General features: G+C 38.7%; 16 protein-coding genes. 9 read left to right on the top strand and 7 right to left on the bottom strand.

Annotation, left to right across the window (positions count from 1 at the left end):
• Positions 1-74 precede the first annotated feature (74 nt).
• On the bottom strand, positions 75-830 hold the full coding sequence (locus tag INQ00_RS08870) for a Nif3-like dinuclear metal center hexameric protein (RefSeq protein ID WP_197546825.1): 756 nt from the start codon (positions 828-830) through the stop codon (positions 75-77).
• Between the two features lie 439 nt (positions 831-1269).
• Here INQ00_RS08870 and INQ00_RS08865 point away from each other — a divergent pair, with 439 nt between their 5' ends.
• The 3 genes from INQ00_RS08865 to dag1 all read left to right on the top strand — a co-directional run bounded on the left by INQ00_RS08865 (position 1270) and on the right by dag1 (position 3529).
• Positions 1270-1587: a hypothetical protein gene (locus INQ00_RS08865; RefSeq protein WP_197546824.1), complete on the top strand. Its 318-nt coding sequence runs from the start codon at positions 1270-1272 to the stop codon at positions 1585-1587.
• 13 nt (positions 1588-1600) lie between these two features.
• Positions 1601-2779: a leucine-rich repeat domain-containing protein gene (locus INQ00_RS08860; RefSeq protein WP_075875295.1), complete on the top strand. Its 1179-nt coding sequence runs from the start codon at positions 1601-1603 to the stop codon at positions 2777-2779.
• 162 nt (positions 2780-2941) lie between these two features.
• A complete protein-coding gene (gene dag1 / locus INQ00_RS08855) occupies positions 2942-3529 on the top strand; it encodes a Dag1 family anti-phage DNA glycosylase (protein WP_197546823.1) in 588 nt (195 codons plus the stop codon).
• An 81-nt stretch (positions 3530-3610) separates the two neighbouring features.
• Here the strand turns inward: dag1 and INQ00_RS08850 are convergent, their stop codons facing one another.
• Complete coding sequence (locus tag INQ00_RS08850; RefSeq protein ID WP_197546822.1) at positions 3611-4546, bottom strand: Kdo(2)-lipid IV(A) acyltransferase; 936 nt, start codon at positions 4544-4546, stop codon at positions 3611-3613.
• Between the two features lie 97 nt (positions 4547-4643).
• Between INQ00_RS08850 and hldE the strand changes: the two genes are divergently transcribed.
• Together hldE and rpsO are read left to right on the top strand one after the other, a co-directional pair.
• Positions 4644-6074 (top strand): bifunctional D-glycero-beta-D-manno-heptose-7-phosphate kinase/D-glycero-beta-D-manno-heptose 1-phosphate adenylyltransferase HldE, encoded by a 1431-nt coding sequence (hldE, locus tag INQ00_RS08845; RefSeq protein ID WP_197546821.1) that lies wholly within the window; start codon positions 4644-4646, stop codon positions 6072-6074.
• Between the two features lie 130 nt (positions 6075-6204).
• Positions 6205-6474, top strand: coding sequence for a 30S ribosomal protein S15 (rpsO, locus tag INQ00_RS08840; RefSeq protein WP_005628925.1), 270 nt, complete (start codon positions 6205-6207; stop codon positions 6472-6474).
• Between the two features lie 113 nt (positions 6475-6587).
• On the opposite strand, the gene prlC is transcribed toward rpsO, so the two are convergent.
• Complete coding sequence (gene prlC / locus INQ00_RS08835) at positions 6588-8627, bottom strand: oligopeptidase A (RefSeq protein ID WP_197546820.1); 2040 nt, start codon at positions 8625-8627, stop codon at positions 6588-6590.
• Between the two features lie 230 nt (positions 8628-8857).
• Between prlC and INQ00_RS08830 the strand changes: the two genes are divergently transcribed.
• The 4 genes from INQ00_RS08830 to INQ00_RS08815 all read left to right on the top strand — a co-directional run bounded on the left by INQ00_RS08830 (position 8858) and on the right by INQ00_RS08815 (position 14999).
• On the top strand, positions 8858-9220 hold the full coding sequence (locus tag INQ00_RS08830) for a YbaN family protein (protein WP_232086624.1): 363 nt from the start codon (positions 8858-8860) through the stop codon (positions 9218-9220).
• Positions 9213-10775, top strand: coding sequence for a peptide ABC transporter substrate-binding protein (locus INQ00_RS08825; protein WP_197546819.1), 1563 nt, complete (start codon positions 9213-9215; stop codon positions 10773-10775). Before INQ00_RS08830 ends, INQ00_RS08825 begins: the two co-directional genes overlap by 8 nt.
• A gap of 136 nt (positions 10776-10911) precedes the next feature.
• Positions 10912-11553: a MerR family transcriptional regulator gene (locus INQ00_RS08820; RefSeq protein WP_070592345.1), complete on the top strand. Its 642-nt coding sequence runs from the start codon at positions 10912-10914 to the stop codon at positions 11551-11553.
• Positions 11550-14999, top strand: a complete 3450-nt coding sequence (locus INQ00_RS08815; RefSeq protein WP_197546818.1) for an acyl-[ACP]--phospholipid O-acyltransferase — start codon at positions 11550-11552, stop codon at positions 14997-14999. Before INQ00_RS08820 ends, INQ00_RS08815 begins: the two co-directional genes overlap by 4 nt.
• A 93-nt stretch (positions 15000-15092) precedes the next feature.
• On the opposite strand, the gene INQ00_RS08810 is transcribed toward INQ00_RS08815, so the two are convergent.
• The 4 genes from INQ00_RS08810 to INQ00_RS08795 form a co-directional block, all read right to left on the bottom strand.
• The gene (locus INQ00_RS08810; protein WP_197546817.1) at positions 15093-16397 is read right to left on the bottom strand and encodes a sodium ion-translocating decarboxylase subunit beta; all 1305 of its coding nucleotides are present in this window, start codon (positions 16395-16397) and stop codon (positions 15093-15095) included.
• A 10-nt stretch (positions 16398-16407) separates the two neighbouring features.
• Positions 16408-18198 carry a sodium-extruding oxaloacetate decarboxylase subunit alpha gene (gene oadA, locus INQ00_RS08805; protein ID WP_197546816.1) on the bottom strand — a complete coding sequence of 597 codons (1791 nt, stop codon included), beginning with the start codon at positions 18196-18198 and terminating at the stop codon, positions 16408-16410.
• Positions 18199-18213: 15 nt separating this feature from the next.
• Positions 18214-18480, bottom strand: coding sequence for an oxaloacetate decarboxylase subunit gamma (locus tag INQ00_RS08800; protein ID WP_054418730.1), 267 nt, complete (start codon positions 18478-18480; stop codon positions 18214-18216).
• A gap of 267 nt (positions 18481-18747) precedes the next feature.
• The gene (locus INQ00_RS08795) at positions 18748-19779 is read right to left on the bottom strand and encodes a branched-chain amino acid aminotransferase (protein ID WP_197546815.1); all 1032 of its coding nucleotides are present in this window, start codon (positions 19777-19779) and stop codon (positions 18748-18750) included.
• Between the last annotated feature and the right edge of the window lie 389 nt (positions 19780-20168).

The following is a 20168-nucleotide window of genomic DNA, read 5'->3' as shown; positions in this document are numbered from 1 at the left end:
ATGTTTGAGTTAAAAAATCGACAAGATTATACTTGTTTTGTATGCTTTTGGCAATTAATCACACTTTGTACCAGTTAGGCCGGATTATCAATATCTTTAAATTCTACATCCAGACCATATTCCGTTGCCAACCATTCACCTAATGCTTTGATACCGTAGCGTTCAGTCGCATGATGACCAGCCGCAAAGAAATGAATACCTTGCTCACGAGCAGAGTGAATTGTTTGCTCCGAAACCTCACCGGTAATAAAGGCATCACAACCTTGTGCTGCAGCTAAATCAATATAGCCTTGTCCGCCACCGGTACAAATGCCAATTTTATGGATTAAGTGCGGTCCATTTTCGATGCAAATTAACGGTTTGCGTTGAAGCACTTGTTCAATACGTTGTGCAAACTCTTCAGCGGTAATAGGATCTTTTAATGTTCCCCAAACAGGAATGCTGGTTGTGCTATTTTCTAAAGGTTGAAGATCGCCAATCCCTAATAACTGAGCAAGTTTTGCATTGTTGCCTAATTCTGGGTGAACATCCAGAGGCAAGTGGTAGCCGTATAAATTAATATCATTTACAAGTAAGGTTTTGATGCGTTTGCCTTTCATGCCGCGAATACATGGATTTTCACTTTTCCAAAAATAGCCATGGTGGACAAGTACCGCATCAGCTTGTTGTGCAACAGCATAATCAATTAGTGCTTGGCTTGCGGTGACACCCGTGATGATCTTTTTGATCTCCGCTTTGCCTTCTACTTGCAAACCGTTAGGTGCGTAATCGTTAATTCTGTCTGTGCTAAGTTTTTCGTTTAGTAAACGTTCAAGTTCTAGATTGTTCATGATTTCTAAGAAAAAAAGAAAAGGGTGAGATATGGTAAGAGATTTCAAAAAAAATGACTAGTGCAAAAGGAGTGGGGGGAATGCACTAGCCAGTAGAGTGTCTGTCATAACACAAGTTTACTATCTAAAACGAGATACATTATATATTTAATTATATAAAGATCAAGAGGGATTTTAGATATTTTTTAAACTCGAATTATTGATAGATTTACCAGCCCTCAATAATAGTATTTTTACAAAATTTTATAGGCAGAACTCGCTGAGTTAGTCGAATAATAGAGCAATTAATTCAAAATATAATTAAGTGCGTAACCAATTGTTTTAATTATATTTTATTCCAAGAAGTATACTTCTTTTAGTTGGTATTGACATACCAACTAAACAAACACTGATAAAAATATTTTTAATTAACATTTAACATAAGGAATCGGAGTAAAACATGCCAAAAATTGAATTATCAAGTAAATGGTCTTATGATGGACGTGAGTTAAAACCTAAAGTTGGAGCAAACCAAAGTGATATTTGGATATATGATGGACGTGAGCTAAAACCTAAAGTTGGAGCAAACCAAAGTGATATTTGGATATATGATGGACGTGAGCTAAAACCTAAAGTCGGAGCAAAACAAAGTGATATTTGGGTGACAGAAGGGAATAAGATTAAGCCTAAAATTTCAGCAAACTATAATACTACTTATGAACTAAGTGGTAACCCTATTCTAGTTGCTTTTGGTCAAGTTGTTTTAAAACTTTGGTAAGATAGAGGTAATTATGTCTAAAAAAATTAGAAATTCTGCAATTTATAAAGATTTAATTATTGAATCTGCTGAAGATTATACCGTTACTATCAGATGCCGTGACAGAAAAACACGAAACATGTTAAGAGAAATTTCTGAAGATCTTGGTTTTGAATATTCTGACGAATGGAATACTCGTTATTTTGGCCATCGATTAATTAATTTCATCAACGGCGTTGATACCCGTAGAGAAACTACAAAACTCGCAGAGGATAAATTCCCAGAAGAACTTATCTCAGATACTGATACTACAGAGTATATTTCTGATGAGGATTGGGAATGGTGGTGTGGATTATCAGATACACTAAAATATATTGTGTTATGGAATATTAAAGATGAATTTCTTGATGAAGACTATGGCCTAACTCCTGAATATGATGATTTAAGTCAGGAAATTTCTACAGAACTAGATCTTTATGACAGAAATGGTGCAATCGCTTTCTATTTGAAAGATTATATTGTAGGTGTGCATTTCTCAGATGGTAATTTTGAACCTGGAATAACTCATAAATTTGTCATTCCGGATAATGTGTATAATATTAGAGAGTTGCCTAAATTGTCACATATTAAGCAATTGTCTTCATTATCGTTCCATGGTTGGGGTGGCGGTTTTGGTTCGGAGGAAATTGATTTGCTTGCTCAAATTCCTCAACTAAAAGAACTGGATCTTACTACTAATAGTGTTTCTGGAGATGCTCTAGAAAAATTATCCTCGTTGACTAATTTAAGAACTCTTTCTTTACCATATTCGGGGGATTGGAGTGCTGATGAGTGTAGTATGTTAGCCGCATTAGGTGATAAATTACCAAATTGTGTAATTAATCTACATGTTGGTACTTATGAGGATATTAGTAATCTTGCTGCATTAAAAAACCTTAATGTATCATCACTTTCATTCAGAGATTGGGATGAGTCTGTAAAAGAAGATGTAATAGATTTGATAATTTCATTCTCTAGTATTAAAGAATTAGACCTTTCTGGTAATAAAGTAGATATTCAATTATTAGCTAAATTAGCGTCTTTGCCTAATTTAAGCACCCTTTATTTAGAAGATACTAAGAATTTTGATTACTACAGCATAGAACCTGATAGTGATGAGTGTAATCAACTTCAAAGTGCATTACCAAATTGTAAAATTCGGTATAGCATATAATAAGTTGGATTTACGATTGACTGACTTTATAAATAACACCGTGTGTAATACATGCGGTGTTTATTATTTTTATTGTGGAATGGCAAGTGTATATAGAAAGAAATATTACTTATTCGTTTTGGTGTTCCCATATTTAAATAAATATCAAGTATTGGAGAAAATGTGGAAAAGTCTTTACCTCCTAAACCCTGTTTTTCAGAAGTTAATAAATATCTAAATAAATGGAAAAATCTTGAAGGTTATACTTCACAAGAAGAGGCATTAAATAAACTTTTTCTAGAGTTATTACCTGGAAATTCTGAAATAGCTGATATTTTATTAAAGGCATCATATTTAAATGATTTTTATAGCACAAGAATATTTGCTATTTATCCTGTGGCAAAACGTATTTTAAGTATTAAAGATCTAGATAAACGTTTAAAGGCAGGTGACATAAAATTAGTTTGTGAATTAGGAAACGTAAAAATTGGTGATGACAAAAGGTATTTTTATTCTTTTGCGACTAAATATTGTAGTCATCATAATCCAATTGCTTTCCCAATTTATGATAGCTATGTGGAGAGAGTTCTCCTCTATTTTAATAAGGTAGATAAGTTTTCATCGTTTAAAAAGAAAGATTTAAAAAATTACAGAAAATTTAAAGGGATTTTGTTAGATTTTCAAAGATATTATAAATTCGAGAGATTTAACTTAAAAAAAATTGATCGATATCTCTGGTTATTAGGTAAGGAGTTTTTTCCAAAAAAATAATAGCCTATTTTAATATAAAATAAAAGGCTAGATTCTTTATAGCATCTAGCCTTTTCAGATTTTTTTAGTAGAACCATCTTTTTACAAATACAAACTTGGCTGATCCTCAGTTGGACGGGTTTTAAATCGGCGATGTAGCCACATGTATTGTTCCACACCTTTTAAGATTTCTTTTTCCACGACTTTATTCATTCTTGTAGCGATCGCCGTTTCATCTGAAAGATCAGAAAAATCCACTGGAGGAGAAATACTGACCGTATAGCCTGAACCGTCTTTATTACGTAATGGGGCAAAAGGTACGACTTTGCAATTTGGCGCGGATTTAAGTAGATAATAACTGCCCGTCGTGGTTGCCGCTTCTTGTACAGCAAAGAAAGGTACAAATACGGCATTTTTTCTGCCGTAATCATGATCAGGGGCATACCAAATGGTTTCACCTTTGCGTAAAGCTTTGAACATTCCACGTAGATCTTTTCGGTTCAGCATATCTTTATTTGAACGTAAGCGACCTTTAATTTGTAACCAGTCTAGTACAGGATTGTCATTTGGACGATAAACACCTATTCCAGGATGATGTAAGCCCACAATACGCGCGCCTAACTCAAGAGTGAGGAAATGAACACCCACAAAGATAATGCCGTCTTGAGCATTTTCTTTTAAATAATTTAAGCCTTCAATTTTTGACCATTTTTTAATGCGCGCATCAGACCAAAACCACGCCATGCCGGTTTCAATAATCGCCATACCAACAGCACGCAAGTTTTCTTGCAAAATGGCTTCACGTTCTTGCTCGGGCATTTCTGGGAAACAGAGCTCAAGATTTCGGCGAGCAATCGCTGCACGACGTTTTCCCACTTTTAGTTTTGAGAAAAGCCAGCCTAAGCCGTTGCCGATGTGACGTAAAATTGGATAGGGAAGTAACAAAAGGCTTCGCCAAATCGCCACACCAAGCCAAAAGCCCCAGTATTTAGGTGCAAGAAAGTGCGGTTGAAATTGAGGGAGTTTTTCGTTTTTCATAATTCTTTTCTGGTTAGTTCGGCGTGTAGTTTATCGCAAATTTGAGTTGTGGTAAAATTGCACCAAATTTTTATTATTCCAACAGAGAGATTTCAAAATGGCTCAATATTCTGCCAATTTTAATCAAGCGAAAGTATTAGTGTTAGGCGATGTCATGCTTGACCGTTACTGGTTTGGTGCAACTAATCGTATTTCGCCAGAGGCACCGGTTCCTGTGGTTCGCGTACAAAATAACGAAGAACGAGCAGGTGGTGCAGCAAACGTGGCGATGAATATTGCTTCTCTTAATGTACCCGTACAAATTTTGGGCTTAATTGGTCAGGATGAAACAGGTTCTGCCTTAACGAATTTATTACAGCACCAAAAAATTGATTGTAATTTTGTGGCATTGGATACCCATCCAACTATTACGAAATTACGTATTTTATCTCGCCACCAGCAATTACTTCGTTTGGATTTCGAAGAAGATTTCCAAAACGTAGAATGCCAAGAGTTGCTAGCGAAATTAGAAGTTGAAGTGAAAAATTTCGGTGCATTAGTGCTTTCGGATTACGGTAAAGGCACGTTAAAAGATGTGCAAAAGATGATCCAAATTGCACGCAAAGCGAACGTGCCTGTGTTGATCGATCCAAAAGGTACAGATTTTGAACGTTATCGTGGTGCGACTTTACTGACACCAAATATGTCAGAGTTTGAAGCGGTGGTAGGTAAATGCAGTTCTGAAGAAGAAATCATTGAGAAAGGTTTAAAATTAATTTCAGACATCGAATTGACCGCACTTTTAGTGACGCGCTCTGAAAAAGGCATGACATTACTTCGTCCAAATCAAGAACCATTCCATTTACCAACGCTTGCAAAAGAAGTATTTGATGTAACAGGGGCAGGTGATACGGTAATCAGCGTGTTAGCAACTTCACTTGCAGATGGTCGTTCTTTTGAAGAATCTTGCTATTTAGCTAATGTGGCGGCAGGTATTGTGGTCGGTAAATTGGGTACATCAACGGTTTCTACTGTGGAATTAGAGAATGCAATCCATGGCCGTTCTGAAACAGGCTTCGGTATTATGTCTGAAGACCAATTAAAAACAGCGGTAGCTCATGCTAAAGCGCGCGGTGAAAAAATTGTGATGACAAACGGTTGTTTTGACATTCTTCACCCTGGCCATGTGTCTTATTTAGAAAATGCTCGCAAACTTGGCGATCGTTTAATTGTTGCCGTGAATACGGATGATTCAGTCAAACGCTTAAAAGGTGAAAGTCGTCCAATTAACAATCTGAATGCACGTATGGCAGTATTGGCAGGCTTAGCCTCTGTGGATTGGGTGGTTTCTTTTGATGAAGATACACCACAACGTTTAATCGGCGATATTTTACCGGATTTATTGGTAAAAGGTGGCGATTACAAACCAGAAGAGATTGCAGGCAGTAAAGAAGTGTGGGCGAATGGCGGCGATGTTCGCGTATTGAATTTCGAAAATGGTTGTTCAACCACAAACGTAATTGAGAAAATTAAAGCGCTGAAAGATTAATTTATTAAGGAATGAGTAGAATAAAGCTTGCCTTTATCCTGCTCAATCGTTAAAATTCAGGCTCCTTGTCATCGCTGAGTTAGAGATCGGCGAATGATGTATTAATAACACTACCTTTTAGGAGTAAAAAATGTCTCTAAGTACTGAAAAAAAAGCAGCAATCGTTGCTGAATTTGGTCGCGATGCGAAAGATACTGGTTCTTCTGAAGTTCAAATCGCATTATTAACTGCACAAATCAACCACTTACAAGCTCACTTTGCTGAGCACAAAAAAGACCATCATGGTCGTCGTGGTTTATTACGTATGGTTTCTCGTCGTCGTAAACTTTTAGACTACTTAAAACGTACTGATCTTGCTTTATACCAAAGCACTATCGCTCGTTTAGGTTTACGTCGCTAATTTTTATTACGATAGTAAAAATAAAAGCCTTCGGATTACCGAGGGCTTTTTTATTTTCTGCATATTAGAAAAATAAAAAAACGGTCAAAAATTTGACCGCTCTTTTTTAGTTATTAGTTCGCAATGCCTTTATGGCGAAGCAAGGCGTCTAATTGAGGTTCACGTCCACGGAAGCGTTTGAATAATACCATTGGTTCTTCAGAGCCGCCTCGAGTGAGAATTTCATCTAGGAAGGATTTACCCGTAACCGGATTGAAAATTCCTTCTTCTTCAAAGCGAGAGAAGGCATCAGCAGATAACACTTCAGCCCATAAATAGCTGTAATAACCTGCTGCGTAACCGCCAGCAAAAATATGGCTAAAGCTATGTGGCGCTCTTGCCCATTCAACACCTTTAATCACGGCAACTTTATCTTTCACTGCTTTTAAGGTATCAAGCACTTGGTTAGCTTTACCCACTTCAAAAGTATGATGAAGGGTAAAATCAAACAAGCCAAATTCAAGCTGACGTAACACAAACATTGCCGCTTGATAGTTTTTCGCTTTCAGAAGTTGATTTAATTTTTCTTCTGGCAATGGTTCGTGCGTTTCAAAGTGACCCGAAATAAAATCAAGGGCTTCTTTTTCCCAGCACCAGTTTTCCATAAATTGACTTGGAAGCTCTACTGCATCCCAAGGTACACCATTGATACCCGCGACATCTGGCACATCAACTTTGGTGAGCATGTGATGAATACCATGACCAAATTCATGGAAGAGAGTGGTGACTTCATCATGGGTGAATAACGCAGGTTTATCACCAATAGGGGCGTTGAAGTTACATGTTAAATAGGCAACCGGTTTTTGAATTGAACCGTCGGCATTGCGTTTTCTGCCGATACAATCATCCATCCATGCGCCGCCACGTTTATTTTCACGCGCATAAAGATCAAGATAGAAACTGCCACGTACTTCATCGGTTTCATCAATTAAATCAAAGAAACGTACATCTTTGTGCCAAGTATCTACACCAAAACGTTCAACTGCACGAATATTAAAAATACGCTTAATTAATTCAAATAAACCCGAAATAACGCGATCTTCAGGGAAATAAGGACGAAGTTCTTCATCATTGATCGCATATAAATGTTGTTTTTGTTTTTCGGAATAGAAACTGATATCCCAAGGCGCTAGTTCAGTGACGCCAAATTCTTTTTCACAATAAGCTTTGAGTTCAGCTAATTCTTTCTCACCTTGTGCTTTTGAACGATCCGCAAGGTTATTTAAGAAATCTAGAACTTGTTGTGGATTTTCAGCCATTTTAGTGGCAAGTGAACGTTCAGTGTATGTATTGAAACCTAGCAATTTAGCTAATTCCACGCGTAACGTCATGATTTCTTCAATAATCGCGGTGTTATCCCATTTATCGGCATTTGGACCTTGATCTGAAGCGCGAGTCGCATAAGCACGATACATTTCTTCGCGTAGTGCTGCATTTTCACAATAGGTCATGATTGGCAAATAACTTGGGATTTCTAACGTAAAGCGATAGCCTTTTAAGCCTTTACTTTCGGCAGATTGTTTTGCCGCAAGTAATGCAGATTCAGGAAGACCTGCTAATTCACTTTCATCTTCAATGACTTTTTCCCAGCCCATAGTGGCATCGAGCACATTATTGCTAAATTGTGAGCTTAATTCAGATAAGCGAGCAACAATCTCACCATAACGTTTTTGTTTTTCTTCGGATAAACCGATACCTGAAAGCTCAAAATCACGTAGTGCATTTTCAATGGCTTTCTTTTGTGCGACGGAATAAGTCGCAAATTCAGGGCTATTTTTTAAGGATAAATAGGCATTGTATAACCCTTCGTGTTGGCCTACCCAAGTACTGTATTCAGAGAGTAGTGGTAAGCAAGCTTGGTACGCATCACGTAATTCAGGGCTGTTTTTAACTGAATTTAAATGGGAGATCGGTGACCAAGCACGACTTAAGTGTTCGCCTGCTTCAGAAAGCGGTTCAATAAAGTTTTCCCAAGTAAAGTGCGGTTGTTTTAAAACTTGTTCAATGGCTTGACGATTTTCTTCGATGAGTTTTTGGATTGCTGGTTGAATATGCTCCGGTTTGATTTGAGAAAACGGAGGTAAGCCTTCAATATGAAGTAATGGATTAGACATAAATATTCCTTTTGCTAATAGTTTCTTTAATAAATTGCGGCAAATTCTATAATATCAAGGTTGAAAAATCTAAAAAATCAGTGATAATTGCGTATCACTTTTATTTAGGATTTATGATGGACGGCACTTCCTTTTTTTCTATTATCATTTTTTCTGGCATCATTGCTCTTGCGATCGTTGTAGGTGTTGTTTCACTTAAGTTTTTCCCAAAAACTTCTTTAACCAAGGCTATGTATGTTGCTCTTGGATGCATTTCTTTAATATTAGGTGTTATTGGTATTTTTTTACCTATTCTTCCGACCACACCTTTTTTACTGCTTACACTTTATTCTTTTGCGAAAGGTTCTTCTCGTTTAGAGCAATGGTTTTTAGGGACGAAGCTTTATCAAAAGCACCTAAAATCCTTTAATGAACGTCGTGCATTGACGAAAAAAGCAAAAATTTCTATTCTAACGTTTTCAACCACCATGCTTTTAATTGGCTTTTACTTTACCCCAAGCATTGTGGGTCGAACGATTATTGCCATTTTAATTGCGGTAAAATATTGGTTCTTTTTCTTTTGGATTAAAACAGAAGACGTTAAAAATGGATAATTCTTTCCTTACTTGGCTTAAAAGTGCGGTCATTTTCGGTATCGTTTTTGGATTGAGTGGTTGTGATAAATTAAACAGTCCTAAATCTACAAATACGGCAACGGAAGAGCAACCAACACAAAGCCAGTCTATCAAACAAGAGAATACTTCAAAACCGAACCGTACTTTACTGACTCGGGCGTTTACTCATCCCCCTTCTTTTGAGCCTTGGTTTGCTCGTTATCCCGAACAAGAGAACTTATTACGTGATTTGTATGAAGGTTTAACCGCTTATGATCCGGAAGGGAGAATCGTGCCGGGTATCGCAGAAAGTTGGGAAACGAAAGACAACAAAACCTGGATCTTTACCTTGCGTGAAGGGCTTCGTTGGTCAAATGGTGATCCTTTAGTTGCCCAAGATGTCATGCTTTCTTGGCAAGCACTGTCTCAATCAAATAGTTCATTAAGATCTTATTTGGCTTATCTCAACCTAAAAAATGCGAAAGGCGTTTTAGAGAAAAATAAACCTTTTAGGAGCTTAGGAATTTATGCGGAAAATGACCGCACTTTACGCATTGAGCTCGATAAAGTAACGCCTTATTTACCGGAAATGTTGGCGCATATCAGCCTTGTGCCTCAATATCGCGATCCTGATTCCCCAGTGACAAACGGGGCTTATATGATCGAAAGCGAAAGTGTGAAAAGCATACACTTAACTAAAAATCCCTATTATTGGCAGAAAAATAATGTGGCTTTTGAGCGTGTAGAATATTTGCCTTTTATCGCCACTAAATTATCTGACTTTGATGTGGTGGTTGATGTACCAGAAGTACACGCAGACCTTCAACATTTCCCACAGCTTTGTAGTTATTTTTATGAGTTTAATCTCAACGATTCTAAAGTTGCTAAGGCCGATGTGCGCAAGGCGATTGCTTCGTTGGTCTCTGTCACCAATATCGTGAATAATGAGATTCCCGCGGCAATTCCGAGTTCGTATTTTTTACCGAAAGCCATGTTAAATGGACAAGATTCAAGATGGGAACCCGTTGTTGCCGAGCAGCTATTGGCTCAAAATAAAATTAATGAAAGACATCCGCTACACTTAAATGTGCTTTATGATGAGACGCCATTGCATGTAAATATCGCGCAACGTTTAGTAGGACAATTAACGCAATCAGATATGTTGCGTGTGGATGCACAACCAGTCAGTTGGCAAACATTACAGGCTAAACGTCAAAAAGGTGATTTCCAAGTCATTCGTTCAGGCTGGTGTGCGGACTTTAATCATCCGATGGCATTCTTGAGTTTGTTCTATTCTAAAAGTCCCGATAATAAAAATGGCTATGCCAATGCGGAATATGACCAACTTTTTGAGCAAGCATTGAAAAGCTTAAATGAAAAAGAGCGGTCAGAAATTTACTTAAAATTAAGTGAGAAGATCCAACAGGAAAACCTTGCTTTACCGCTTTTCCAATACACCACGCCAGTTTATCTTTCTCCAACTATTATGGGAGCGAAGAAAAATCCAGTGGGCGTCATTTACAGTAAGGATCTATGGCGAAAAGTTGAAAGCTAAAGCTGATTAAGAAAGTTGTTCATGATGTGGTGAACAACTTTTTTTATTAAATTTAATAAAAGTGTAGAGTAACACTATTTACTTTTTATTTTTATACGATACAATACACAACAAATCAACCTAGAGGGAAATCCTTATGTTAAAAATGAATGATTTGGTTAAGCTTAGTCAGACACCAAAATCCACGGTGTTGTACTATGTGAAAGAAGGTTTGTTGCCAGAACCAGTAAAAGATAAACCGAATTTTCATCTCTATGATGAATATTGTGTAGAGTTGCTCAGTTTTATTAAATATCTACAAAGCAATTTCAATGCGACGATTTCACAAATTAAAGCACTTTTTGCTCATCCTCATTTTGATTGGAATAATCCTTATGAAAGCCTTATTGGATTATTGGATATCATCATGGGGGCAGAAAATGAAGTGTTCACCATTGAGCAATTATGTGAAGAATTTCATCTTTCCGCTAAACAAATCGAAGACATGGTAGCGGAAGGATTATTGAATCCTCGTGAAGGCATTTTTACAGCAAAAGAACGTGATATTTTGGCGATCTTGGCTCGTTGTGATGAAGCCGAAATGGATGTAGTGAAAGCTTATTTAGCTGCAGCAAAAATGTTAGCAGAAAAAGAGGTGAATGTGACTTTAGCGGCATTAGCCAATAGCGAACAAAAAGATGAAAAATTAAAACATTTATTTGATTTATTGTTGGTGTTAAAACCTTATCTCTTGAATATGAAAACCTTTAATCTTTATCAAGCGGAGAGTGCGAAATGAAACTCTTAAAATATGCTGGCTTTGTACCGTATTTAGCCATTGCCTTTATTAATGCCAGTGTGGATTTGGCACATAAAATTACCATTCAAAATGTGTTGCTGAAAAGTTTTTCAGGTGAGAGTTTGGTTGTTTTAACGGCATTAATTAATGCCATGATTTTATTGCCATTTATTTTCTTATTTTCGCCTTCGGCATTTATTAACGATAAATTTTCTCGCACCAATGTGATTCGCTATAGCAGTTTGGCGGCTGTGGTGATCAGTGCTGGGATTTTATTGAGTTATATGACGGGTATGTTTGCCATTTCCTTTGTACTGACATTGATTTTGGCAGCGCAAAGTGCGGTCTATTCTCCTGCCAAATATAGCATTATTAAATCGATTGTGGGCACTGAAAATATCGGTATGGCAAACGGTGTGATTCAAGCGCTCACCATTGTGGCCATTCTATTTAGTTCTTTTGCATTTTCTTTCTTCTTTGAAGCGCATTATGTGGCATCAGATGATCCGAATGAAGTATTACAAAGTGTTTGGGTGATTGGTGTGGCGTTAGTATTACTGAGTGCACTAGAAGCCTATTTTGCTTTTAAAATCCCATTCTTTAAGCAAGAAGCTGAAAATACAGATGGTCAGTTTGATATGAGAAAATACCTTTCTTTAGGGTATTTAAAAGATAACGTTCGAACATTAAAAGCAGATCAAAATATTTGGTTGAGTGTCATTGGATTAAGCCTATTTTGGGGCGTGTCACAAATTATTGTGGCGGCATTCCCTGCGCATTATAAAGCGATGTTCAATGAAGATAATGCCATTGTTATTCAAGCGATTCTTGCGGTGAGTGGAATAGGGCTTGCGCTTGGTTCATATCTTGCTGGTCGTGCTTCTCGTTTGCATATTGAGTTAGGTATTGTTCCGCTTGGTGCATTGGGTATTTGTGTGTCGTTATTCTTCTTAACCCTAGCCCAAAGCGGGGTGGTATTAGCACTTTGTTCTTTTGTCTTTGGTTTCTCTGGCGGTTTATTGATCGTGCCATTGAATGCGACTATTCAGTATTTCGCACCTGAGAAAATCAGCGGCAAAATCATGGCAGGTAACAACTTTGTACAAAACGTGTTCATGGTGGTCTTTTTGCTATTAAGCATTGTTTTTGTGCAACTTAATGTTTCGACTCAAGGTTTATTCTTAGTGACTTCTGCTACATGTTTTGCGGCAAGTTTATATACCATGTCGAAAGTGCCTCATTTATTTACGCGTTTATTCTTGCTCTTTGCGTTAAAAGCGAATTACCGTTTTCATGTGGATGGCTTAAAAAATCTTCCACAAAGTGGTGGAGTTCTATTATTAGGTAACCATATTAGCTGGATTGACTGGTTGGTGTTACAAGCGGCTAGCCCTCGTGCGATTAAATTTGTGATGTATCGTCCGATTTACAACAAATGGTATCTCACTTGGTTCTTCCGTATTTTCAAAGTGATCCCAATTGGTGGCGGTTCAAGCCGAGAATCTATTGAAACCATTCGTGAATATTTAGCGCGTGGTGAAGTGGTGGCTTTATTCCCAGAGGGTCATATCAGCTATAACGGTCAAATCAATGAGTTCCAAAAAGGCTTTGAGCATGTATTAAAAGATTTAGAGAATGTGACGACTGTTCCTTTCTATTTACGTGGATTATGGGGCAGTAGCTTCTCTCGTGCGGACTCTTTCTATAAGAATTTAACTAAACGTCAAGGTAAACGTGAAATTTTAGTGGCATTTGGTAAACCCATTCATGGCTTTATTGATGCGACAGCGATGAAGCAAAAAGTACTCGAACTTTCTTTCTCTGTATGGGAAAAAGTCATGAGTAAACGTAAACCGCTGATGCATCATTGGTTGAGTTCAGCAAAATCGAATTTATTCAAAGAAGCAACCGTTGATGCACAAGGCGCTAAACTGAATAACCTGAAATTTATTGCTGCGGTGCTAATGTTTGTGAAAACCTTGAAAGTTGCTTTAGGGAATGAAAAAAATGTCGGTGTGTTATTACCAAGTTCATCAATCGGGGCAATTATTAATATGACCCTAATGGTGATGGGCAAAGTACCGGTAAATTTAAACTACACACTAAGCCCAGAAGTGATGGAAAAAGCGTTGAAAAAAGCCAACATTTCGCAAGTCATTACCTCTGAAAAATTCTTGGATAAGTTGAACGCAAAAGGTTTTGACTTTAGCCAAGTGGTGGCTGATAAAGCCCTCTTTATGGAAAATTTAGGGAAATCGATCACTAAAGCGAATAAAGTGCGGTCATTTTTAACTGCGTTTTTGGCGCCACAATGGTGGATTAAATTACGTTACTTTGCAGACGTAAGCTTGGAAGATAATGCAACCATCTTATTCAGTAGTGGTAGTGAAGGTGATCCAAAAGGCATTGAATTAAGCCATAAAAACTTACTGACAAATATTAAACAGATCGGTGAATTATTAAACTTCCACAAAGATGATGTGATTTTGAATTCCTTACCAATTTTCCACTCATTCGGCTTAACAGTGACAACTTTATTGCCATTGTGTGAAGGCATTAAAATGGTAAGTGTAGCGGATCCGACAGATGGGGCGACAGTAGGAAAAATGTGTGCTCGACATCGGGTGAGTATTTTATTTGGTACTTCAACTTTCTTTAGATTGTATGTACGCAATAAGAAATTCCATCCGTTAATGCTACAAAATGTACGTATGGTTATTGCGGGCGCCGAAAAATTGAAAGCGGATGTAAAAGAAGCCTTCAAACTTAAATTTGGCTTGGAAATTTACGAAGGTTATGGCGCAACTGAAACAGCACCGGTAGCTAGTGTCAATATGCCTAATTTACTTGATCCGGAAACCTTACAAGAATTTACCTTCAATCAAGCTGGTACGGTAGGTATGCCATTACCGGGCACCATTATTAAAATTGTGGATCCAGAAAGCTTGCAAGAATTACCAGTCGGCGAAGACGGTTTGATCTTGATTGGCGGTGGACAAGTTATGAAAGGTTATTTGAATGCACCAGAAAAAACAGCAGAAGTGATTGTTGAAATTGACGGTGTACGTTATTACAAAACTGGCGATAAAGGCCATATCGATCATAACGGCTTTATTACCATTGTGGATCGTTATTCTCGATTTGCTAAAGTCGGCGGTGAAATGATCAGTCTAGGTAGCGTGGAAGAGAAACTTTCACAAGTATTTGATGAGGAAAATCAATTTGTAGCCGTTGCCCTGAGCGATGATAAAAAAGGCGAGGGCATTGTACTTTTAATCAAGTCTGCACTTTCTTTAGACGAGATTAATGAACGCATTAAAGGATTAAATGTACCGCCGATTATGCTCCCAAGCCAAATCTTCTTAGTGGATGAAATCCCGATGCTCGGAAGTGGTAAAGTAGATTTCAAAGGTGCGAAGAACTTAGCGATGAGTTTAGTTAAGTAAAGAAAATCGTCATAAATAAAAGAGCGGTCAATTTGACCGCTCTTTTTGTTATTTTAATAAACCTCATTTAGGTGTTTTTCAGCATCTTTCACCTTACATCAATGTACCGACATATTTTAACATGACCCCAGCGGCAATAGCCGAGCCAATTACACCAGCAACGTTCGGCCCCATCGCGTGCATAAGGAGGAAGTTTTGGTTATCCGCTTCCAATCCGATTTTGTTAGAAACACGAGCTGCCATAGGAACGGCAGATACACCAGCAGAACCAATAAGCGGGTTAATTTTGTTTTTGCTGAATTTATTCATCAATTTTGCCATTAATACGCCGCTACCTGTACCGATTCCGAAAGCAATTACACCAAGAATTAAAATGCCTAACGTTTGCGGTTGTAAGAATTTATCGGCGATAAGTTTAGATCCCACAGACAAGCCAAGCACAATGGTTACAATGTTAATCAAGGCATTTTGTGTGGTGTCACTTAAACGTTCTACTACGCCGCTGACGCGCATGAGATTACCGAAACAGAACATCCCGAGTAATGGGGCTGCATCCGGTAGGAGTAAACCAACGAGCAACAGCAAAATCACCGGGAACAAGACTTTTTCACGATTACTCACATGTCGCATCTGTGTCATGCGAATTTTGCGTTCCTCTTCGGTAGTTAACGCTTTCATAATCGGTGGTTGAATCAACGGCACTAACGCCATATAAGAATAAGCCGCCACCGCAATAGCACCAAGCAATTCAGGCGCTAGCTTACTGGTTAGATAAATCGCAGTCGGACCATCCGCACCACCGATAATACCGATAGACGCGGCTTGAGGTAGCGTAAATTCGATAATACCGAAATAATTTAAGGCTAACGCACCGAGCACGGTAGCAAAAATACCGAATTGTGCAGCCGCACCAAGTAGCAATGTTTTTGGATTGGCTAATAACGGACCAAAGTCTGTCATAGCACCCACGCCCATAAAAATAACCAATGGAGCAATGCCGTATCCAATCGCAACTTTATAGAACAAAGCCAAAATACCGGCGCTATAACCCATATCCACAGATAACGCTTCTAATTGATTTATCATGGATATTGGCGCGGAAGTCATCGCTGTTTTAATCGCAGCAAGATCAGGGGAAACTCCCAGCTGTGTAGCGATTACCGCAATTTGCTCTGGTGAGCCGAGATGAAGCAAATTCTCTAATGCTGTCATGGCTAGCCCTGCTTCAGGGATATTTGACAATAATCCTCCGAAACCAATTGGTAGCAACAGCAAAGGTTCAAATTTGCGCGAAATGGCAAGCCACAGCAACAGCAGGCTCACAGCGATCATTACTGCTTGCCCCCATTGCAGATGGAATATGCCCATCCCTTTAATTAACGCAATAATACTCTCCATAAACCATTCCTTATGCTAAGGTCATCACGGTATCACCTACCGCGACAGCATCACCAGCTTTGACGCAAATGCCGCGTACGGTACCAGCCTGTGCAGCTTTCACTTCGGTTTCCATTTTCATGGCTTCGAGAATGAATAATACATCGCCAGCTGCTACGGTTTGACCTTCTGTTGCAACAACTTTCCAAATATTACCCGCCATCGGCGCTGTTACTGGTGTACCACCCGTTGCTGGAGCAGGAGTCGCTTGTGGCGCGGCTTGCTGAGCAGTAGTCGCGACATGAGAGATATCGCCACCTTCGCTTACTTTCACCACAAAAGCTTTACCTTCCAATTCCACGGTATAAACAGCAGAGCCAGAAGCAGTTGGTGCAGCTTTAGAAACTGGTTTATTTTCCACCGCACTTTCATTGCCGGTTGGGGCTGGTTCAAAGGCGGCAGGGTTGTTGCGGTTTTCTAAGAATTTCCATGCGATTTGAGGGAAGAGCGCTACGATTAAAGCATCATCTACGGCGTTGTCTGCCAATTTCACGCCTTTCGCTTTAGCTTGTTCAGCAACTTCAGCTTCAATTTTCGCCATTTCAGGTGCAATGTGATCGGCAGGACGGTCAGTTACTGGCGCAGCACCTTCTAGTACGCGAGCTTGCAACGCACTATCTACCGGTGCAGGCGTTTTACCGTATTCACCTTTTAAAATACCGGCAGTTTCTTTGGCGATAGTTTTGTAGCGTTCGCCAGTAAGTACGTTAATAACAGACTGTGTACCAACAATTTGAGAGGTTGGTGTAACGAGTGGAATATAACCCAAATCTTTGCGCACACGAGGAATTTCTTCTAACACCAAATCTAATTTATCGGACGCATTTTGTTGTTTTAATTGGTTTTCCAAGTTAGTGAGCATGCCGCCTGGCACTTGTGCCACTAAAATACGGCTATCGACACCGCGTAATTGACCTTCAAATTTAGCGTATTTTTTACGTACATTACGGAAATAGGCAGCAATTTTTTCCAAGCGAGGAATATCTAAACCTGTGTCATATTCAGTGCCTTGTAAGGTGGCGACCATGGATTCTGTCGCTGGGTGGCCATAAGTACCTGACATAGAAGAAATCGCCGTATCAATACCATCTACACCAGCTTCAACCGCTTTTAATAACGCCATTTCTGCCATACCAGTGGTAGAGTGGCAGTGTAAATGCAATTCTACGTCGAAACGTTTTTTGATTTCGCGTACTAAGTCTGCCGCTGCCATTGGATTTAAAATACCGGACATGTCTTTGATGACCAAACTGTCGATACCGATTTCAAGTAATTGTTCTGTGGTGTCGAGCCAGGTTTGCATGGTATGAACTGGGCTTGTGGTATAACTTAATGTCCCTTGAGCATGACCACCAAATTTACGTACTGCTTGCAACGCTGCTTTCATATTACGCGGATCATTGAGCGCATCGAATACGCGGAAAACATCCATACCATTCGCTACACAACGTTCTACGAAACGTTCTACCACGTCATCAGCATAGTGACGATAGCCTAATAGGTTCTGACCACGTAATAACATTTGTAATGGGGTTTTTGGACAGGCTTTTTTCAATTCACGCAAACGTACCCATGGATCTTCACCCAAGAAGCGAATACAGCTATCAAATGTTGCACCGCCCCAAGCTTCCAATGACCAATAACCAATATCGTCTAATTCATGGGCAATTGGCAACATATCATCAAGACGCAAGCGAGTTGCGAAAAGTGATTGGTGGGCATCACGAAGCACCAGTTCTGTCATTTTAATTTTTTTAGTCATAGTAAAATCCTTATGTTATTTGAACTGTTGGGTACGGCGATGGTGTGCGATAGCCGCTGCAATCACAGGACGTAAACGCTCAAAATCGTCAGTTGGTGCCGCAGAAAGTGCGGTTGAATTTGGGGAAGTTTTTGGTTCGGGTTGAGGTTCAGGAAAGAATCGATTGATAAGCTTAGACATCACTCCAATTGCCCAAATTAAAATGAGCAAAAAGACCAACACAAAACCCATCCCTGAAAACATCAGATTAATTCCTTCGCCTATAAGCTCTGAGGGAGTCATCATTTTCTTCCTTATTTGTTTGAAAAAATGGACAATTTTATTCTAATCGTTCTGTTTAAATAAAACTGTGATGAAGATCATAATTTGAACGATAGGCACACAAGAAAAGGGGAAAAGTGCGGTCAATTTTGAAGAGTTTTTTGTTGAGTCAAAATATTATTAATAAGGGATATCTCTACGCGTAAAACTAAAAGGACTAAGCTCTGTAGATGACAGAACTCAGTCCTTAAATTACGTGAGTCTCACTTTTTTATAGAAAGGAAGAGATTATTCTACTTTTACAATCCAGCCTTCAGGCGCTTCAACATCACCGAATTGAATACCGGTTAATTCATTGTAAAGTTTACGTGTAACAGGGCCCACTTCAGTTTCTGAATAGAACACGTGGAATTTACCTTTGTGTTGAATACCGCCTACTGGCGTAATCACAGCGGCAGTACCACAAGCTCCCGCTTCTGCAAATTGATCAAGTTGATCGATATACACATCACCTTCGATAGCTTCCATACCTAAACGCTCTTTTGCAATGTAAAGCAAAGAGTATTTGGTGATACTTGGTAAAATGGATTCAGATGCTGGGGTGATAAATTTATTATCTTTGGTGATACCAAAGAAGTTTGCCGCACCTACTTCTTCAATTTTAGTATGTGTTTTTGGATCGAGATAGATCGCATCTGCAAATTTACGCTCTGGTGTGCCAGCTTCTGCCGCTAATTCATGTGGAAGTAAGCTTGCAGCATAGTTACCACCCACTTTTACGCCACCCGTACCCATAGGGGCTGCACGGTCGTAATCAGTAGTAATGAAGTTAGATGGTGCTAAACCACCTTTGAAGTATGCACCCACTGGGCAGCAGAATACAGAGAAAATAAATTCAGGTGCAGTTTTCACACCGATATTTTCACCAGTACCAAATAGGAAAGGACGTAAATATAACGTTGCACCAGAACCGTAAGGGCCTAACCATTCTTGGTTGGCTTTTACCACTTCTTTACAAGCACGGATAAATAATTCGGTTGGTACTTGTGGCATTAATAAGCGATCAGATGTGTGTTGCATGCGTTTTGCATTTTGATCAGGACGGAATAAGTTAATTGAACCGTCTTTACAACGATAGGCTTTTAAGCCTTCAAAGCATTGTTGACCGTAGTGAATTGCAGTTGAGCCTTCGTGGATATGTAACATATTATCAGTGGTCAGTTTACCTTCATCCCATTTTCCATCTTTCCAATGTGCGATGAAACGGTAATCTGTTTTGATATAACTAAATCCAAGGTTGTTCCAGTCTAAGTCTTTCATTTTGCTTCCTTAATACGTTTTTGTATAAATAAATTATGAATGAAAATGCTGATTAATCTACACCATAATGGGGAGCATGAAAACATTTAAGCGTAAAAATATTGTGATTTTTCAAAAATTTTGTGTGGATTTTCAAATTTGTGAACTCGGTTAGGAAATAAAATTTTGCTTATGCTAGAATGACAGGAATAAAAAAACGCCGCTCGAAATGAGCAGCGCTTAACCAGAATGGTTTAATATATACAGGAAGTAAATGAGTAACTTAATTGTTACTCCAGTTCGGAGAACCGAACTATATGCAAACACAACATCATACTTAAGTCTGAAACTCATTAACTTGTAAGGAATTACCAATCATTAAGTATGGGTGTATTGTAGGTAGAAGGTCG

The sequence above is a fragment of the Haemophilus parainfluenzae genome, from assembly GCF_014931275.1.
Lineage (GTDB): Bacteria > Pseudomonadota > Gammaproteobacteria > Enterobacterales > Pasteurellaceae > Haemophilus_D.
Note: the sequence above shows the minus strand (reverse complement) of the source record. Positions and strands in the feature narration are given on the sequence as shown.

Excerpts from the sequence above, each read along its gene's own strand:
- INQ00_RS08870 (WP_197546825.1), bottom strand. The coding sequence starts at position 830 with ATGAACAATCTAGAACTTGAACGTTTACTAAACGAAAAACTTAGCACA.
- INQ00_RS08865 (WP_197546824.1), top strand. The coding sequence starts at position 1,270 with ATGCCAAAAATTGAATTATCAAGTAAATGGTCTTATGATGGACGTGAG.
- INQ00_RS08860 (WP_075875295.1), top strand. The coding sequence starts at position 1,601 with ATGTCTAAAAAAATTAGAAATTCTGCAATTTATAAAGATTTAATTATT.
- INQ00_RS08850 (WP_197546822.1), bottom strand. The coding sequence starts at position 4,546 with ATGAAAAACGAAAAACTCCCTCAATTTCAACCGCACTTTCTTGCACCT.
- hldE (WP_197546821.1), top strand. The coding sequence starts at position 4,644 with ATGGCTCAATATTCTGCCAATTTTAATCAAGCGAAAGTATTAGTGTTA.
- rpsO (WP_005628925.1), top strand. The coding sequence starts at position 6,205 with ATGTCTCTAAGTACTGAAAAAAAAGCAGCAATCGTTGCTGAATTTGGT.
- prlC (WP_197546820.1), bottom strand. The coding sequence starts at position 8,627 with ATGTCTAATCCATTACTTCATATTGAAGGCTTACCTCCGTTTTCTCAA.
- INQ00_RS08830 (WP_232086624.1), top strand. The coding sequence starts at position 8,858 with ATGTATGTTGCTCTTGGATGCATTTCTTTAATATTAGGTGTTATTGGT.
- INQ00_RS08825 (WP_197546819.1), top strand. The coding sequence starts at position 9,213 with ATGGATAATTCTTTCCTTACTTGGCTTAAAAGTGCGGTCATTTTCGGT.
- INQ00_RS08820 (WP_070592345.1), top strand. The coding sequence starts at position 10,912 with ATGTTAAAAATGAATGATTTGGTTAAGCTTAGTCAGACACCAAAATCC.
- INQ00_RS08815 (WP_197546818.1), top strand. The coding sequence starts at position 11,550 with ATGAAACTCTTAAAATATGCTGGCTTTGTACCGTATTTAGCCATTGCC.
- INQ00_RS08810 (WP_197546817.1), bottom strand. The coding sequence starts at position 16,397 with ATGGAGAGTATTATTGCGTTAATTAAAGGGATGGGCATATTCCATCTG.
- oadA (WP_197546816.1), bottom strand. The coding sequence starts at position 18,198 with ATGACTAAAAAAATTAAAATGACAGAACTGGTGCTTCGTGATGCCCAC.
- INQ00_RS08800 (WP_054418730.1), bottom strand. The coding sequence starts at position 18,480 with ATGACTCCCTCAGAGCTTATAGGCGAAGGAATTAATCTGATGTTTTCA.
- INQ00_RS08795 (WP_197546815.1), bottom strand. The coding sequence starts at position 19,779 with ATGAAAGACTTAGACTGGAACAACCTTGGATTTAGTTATATCAAAACA.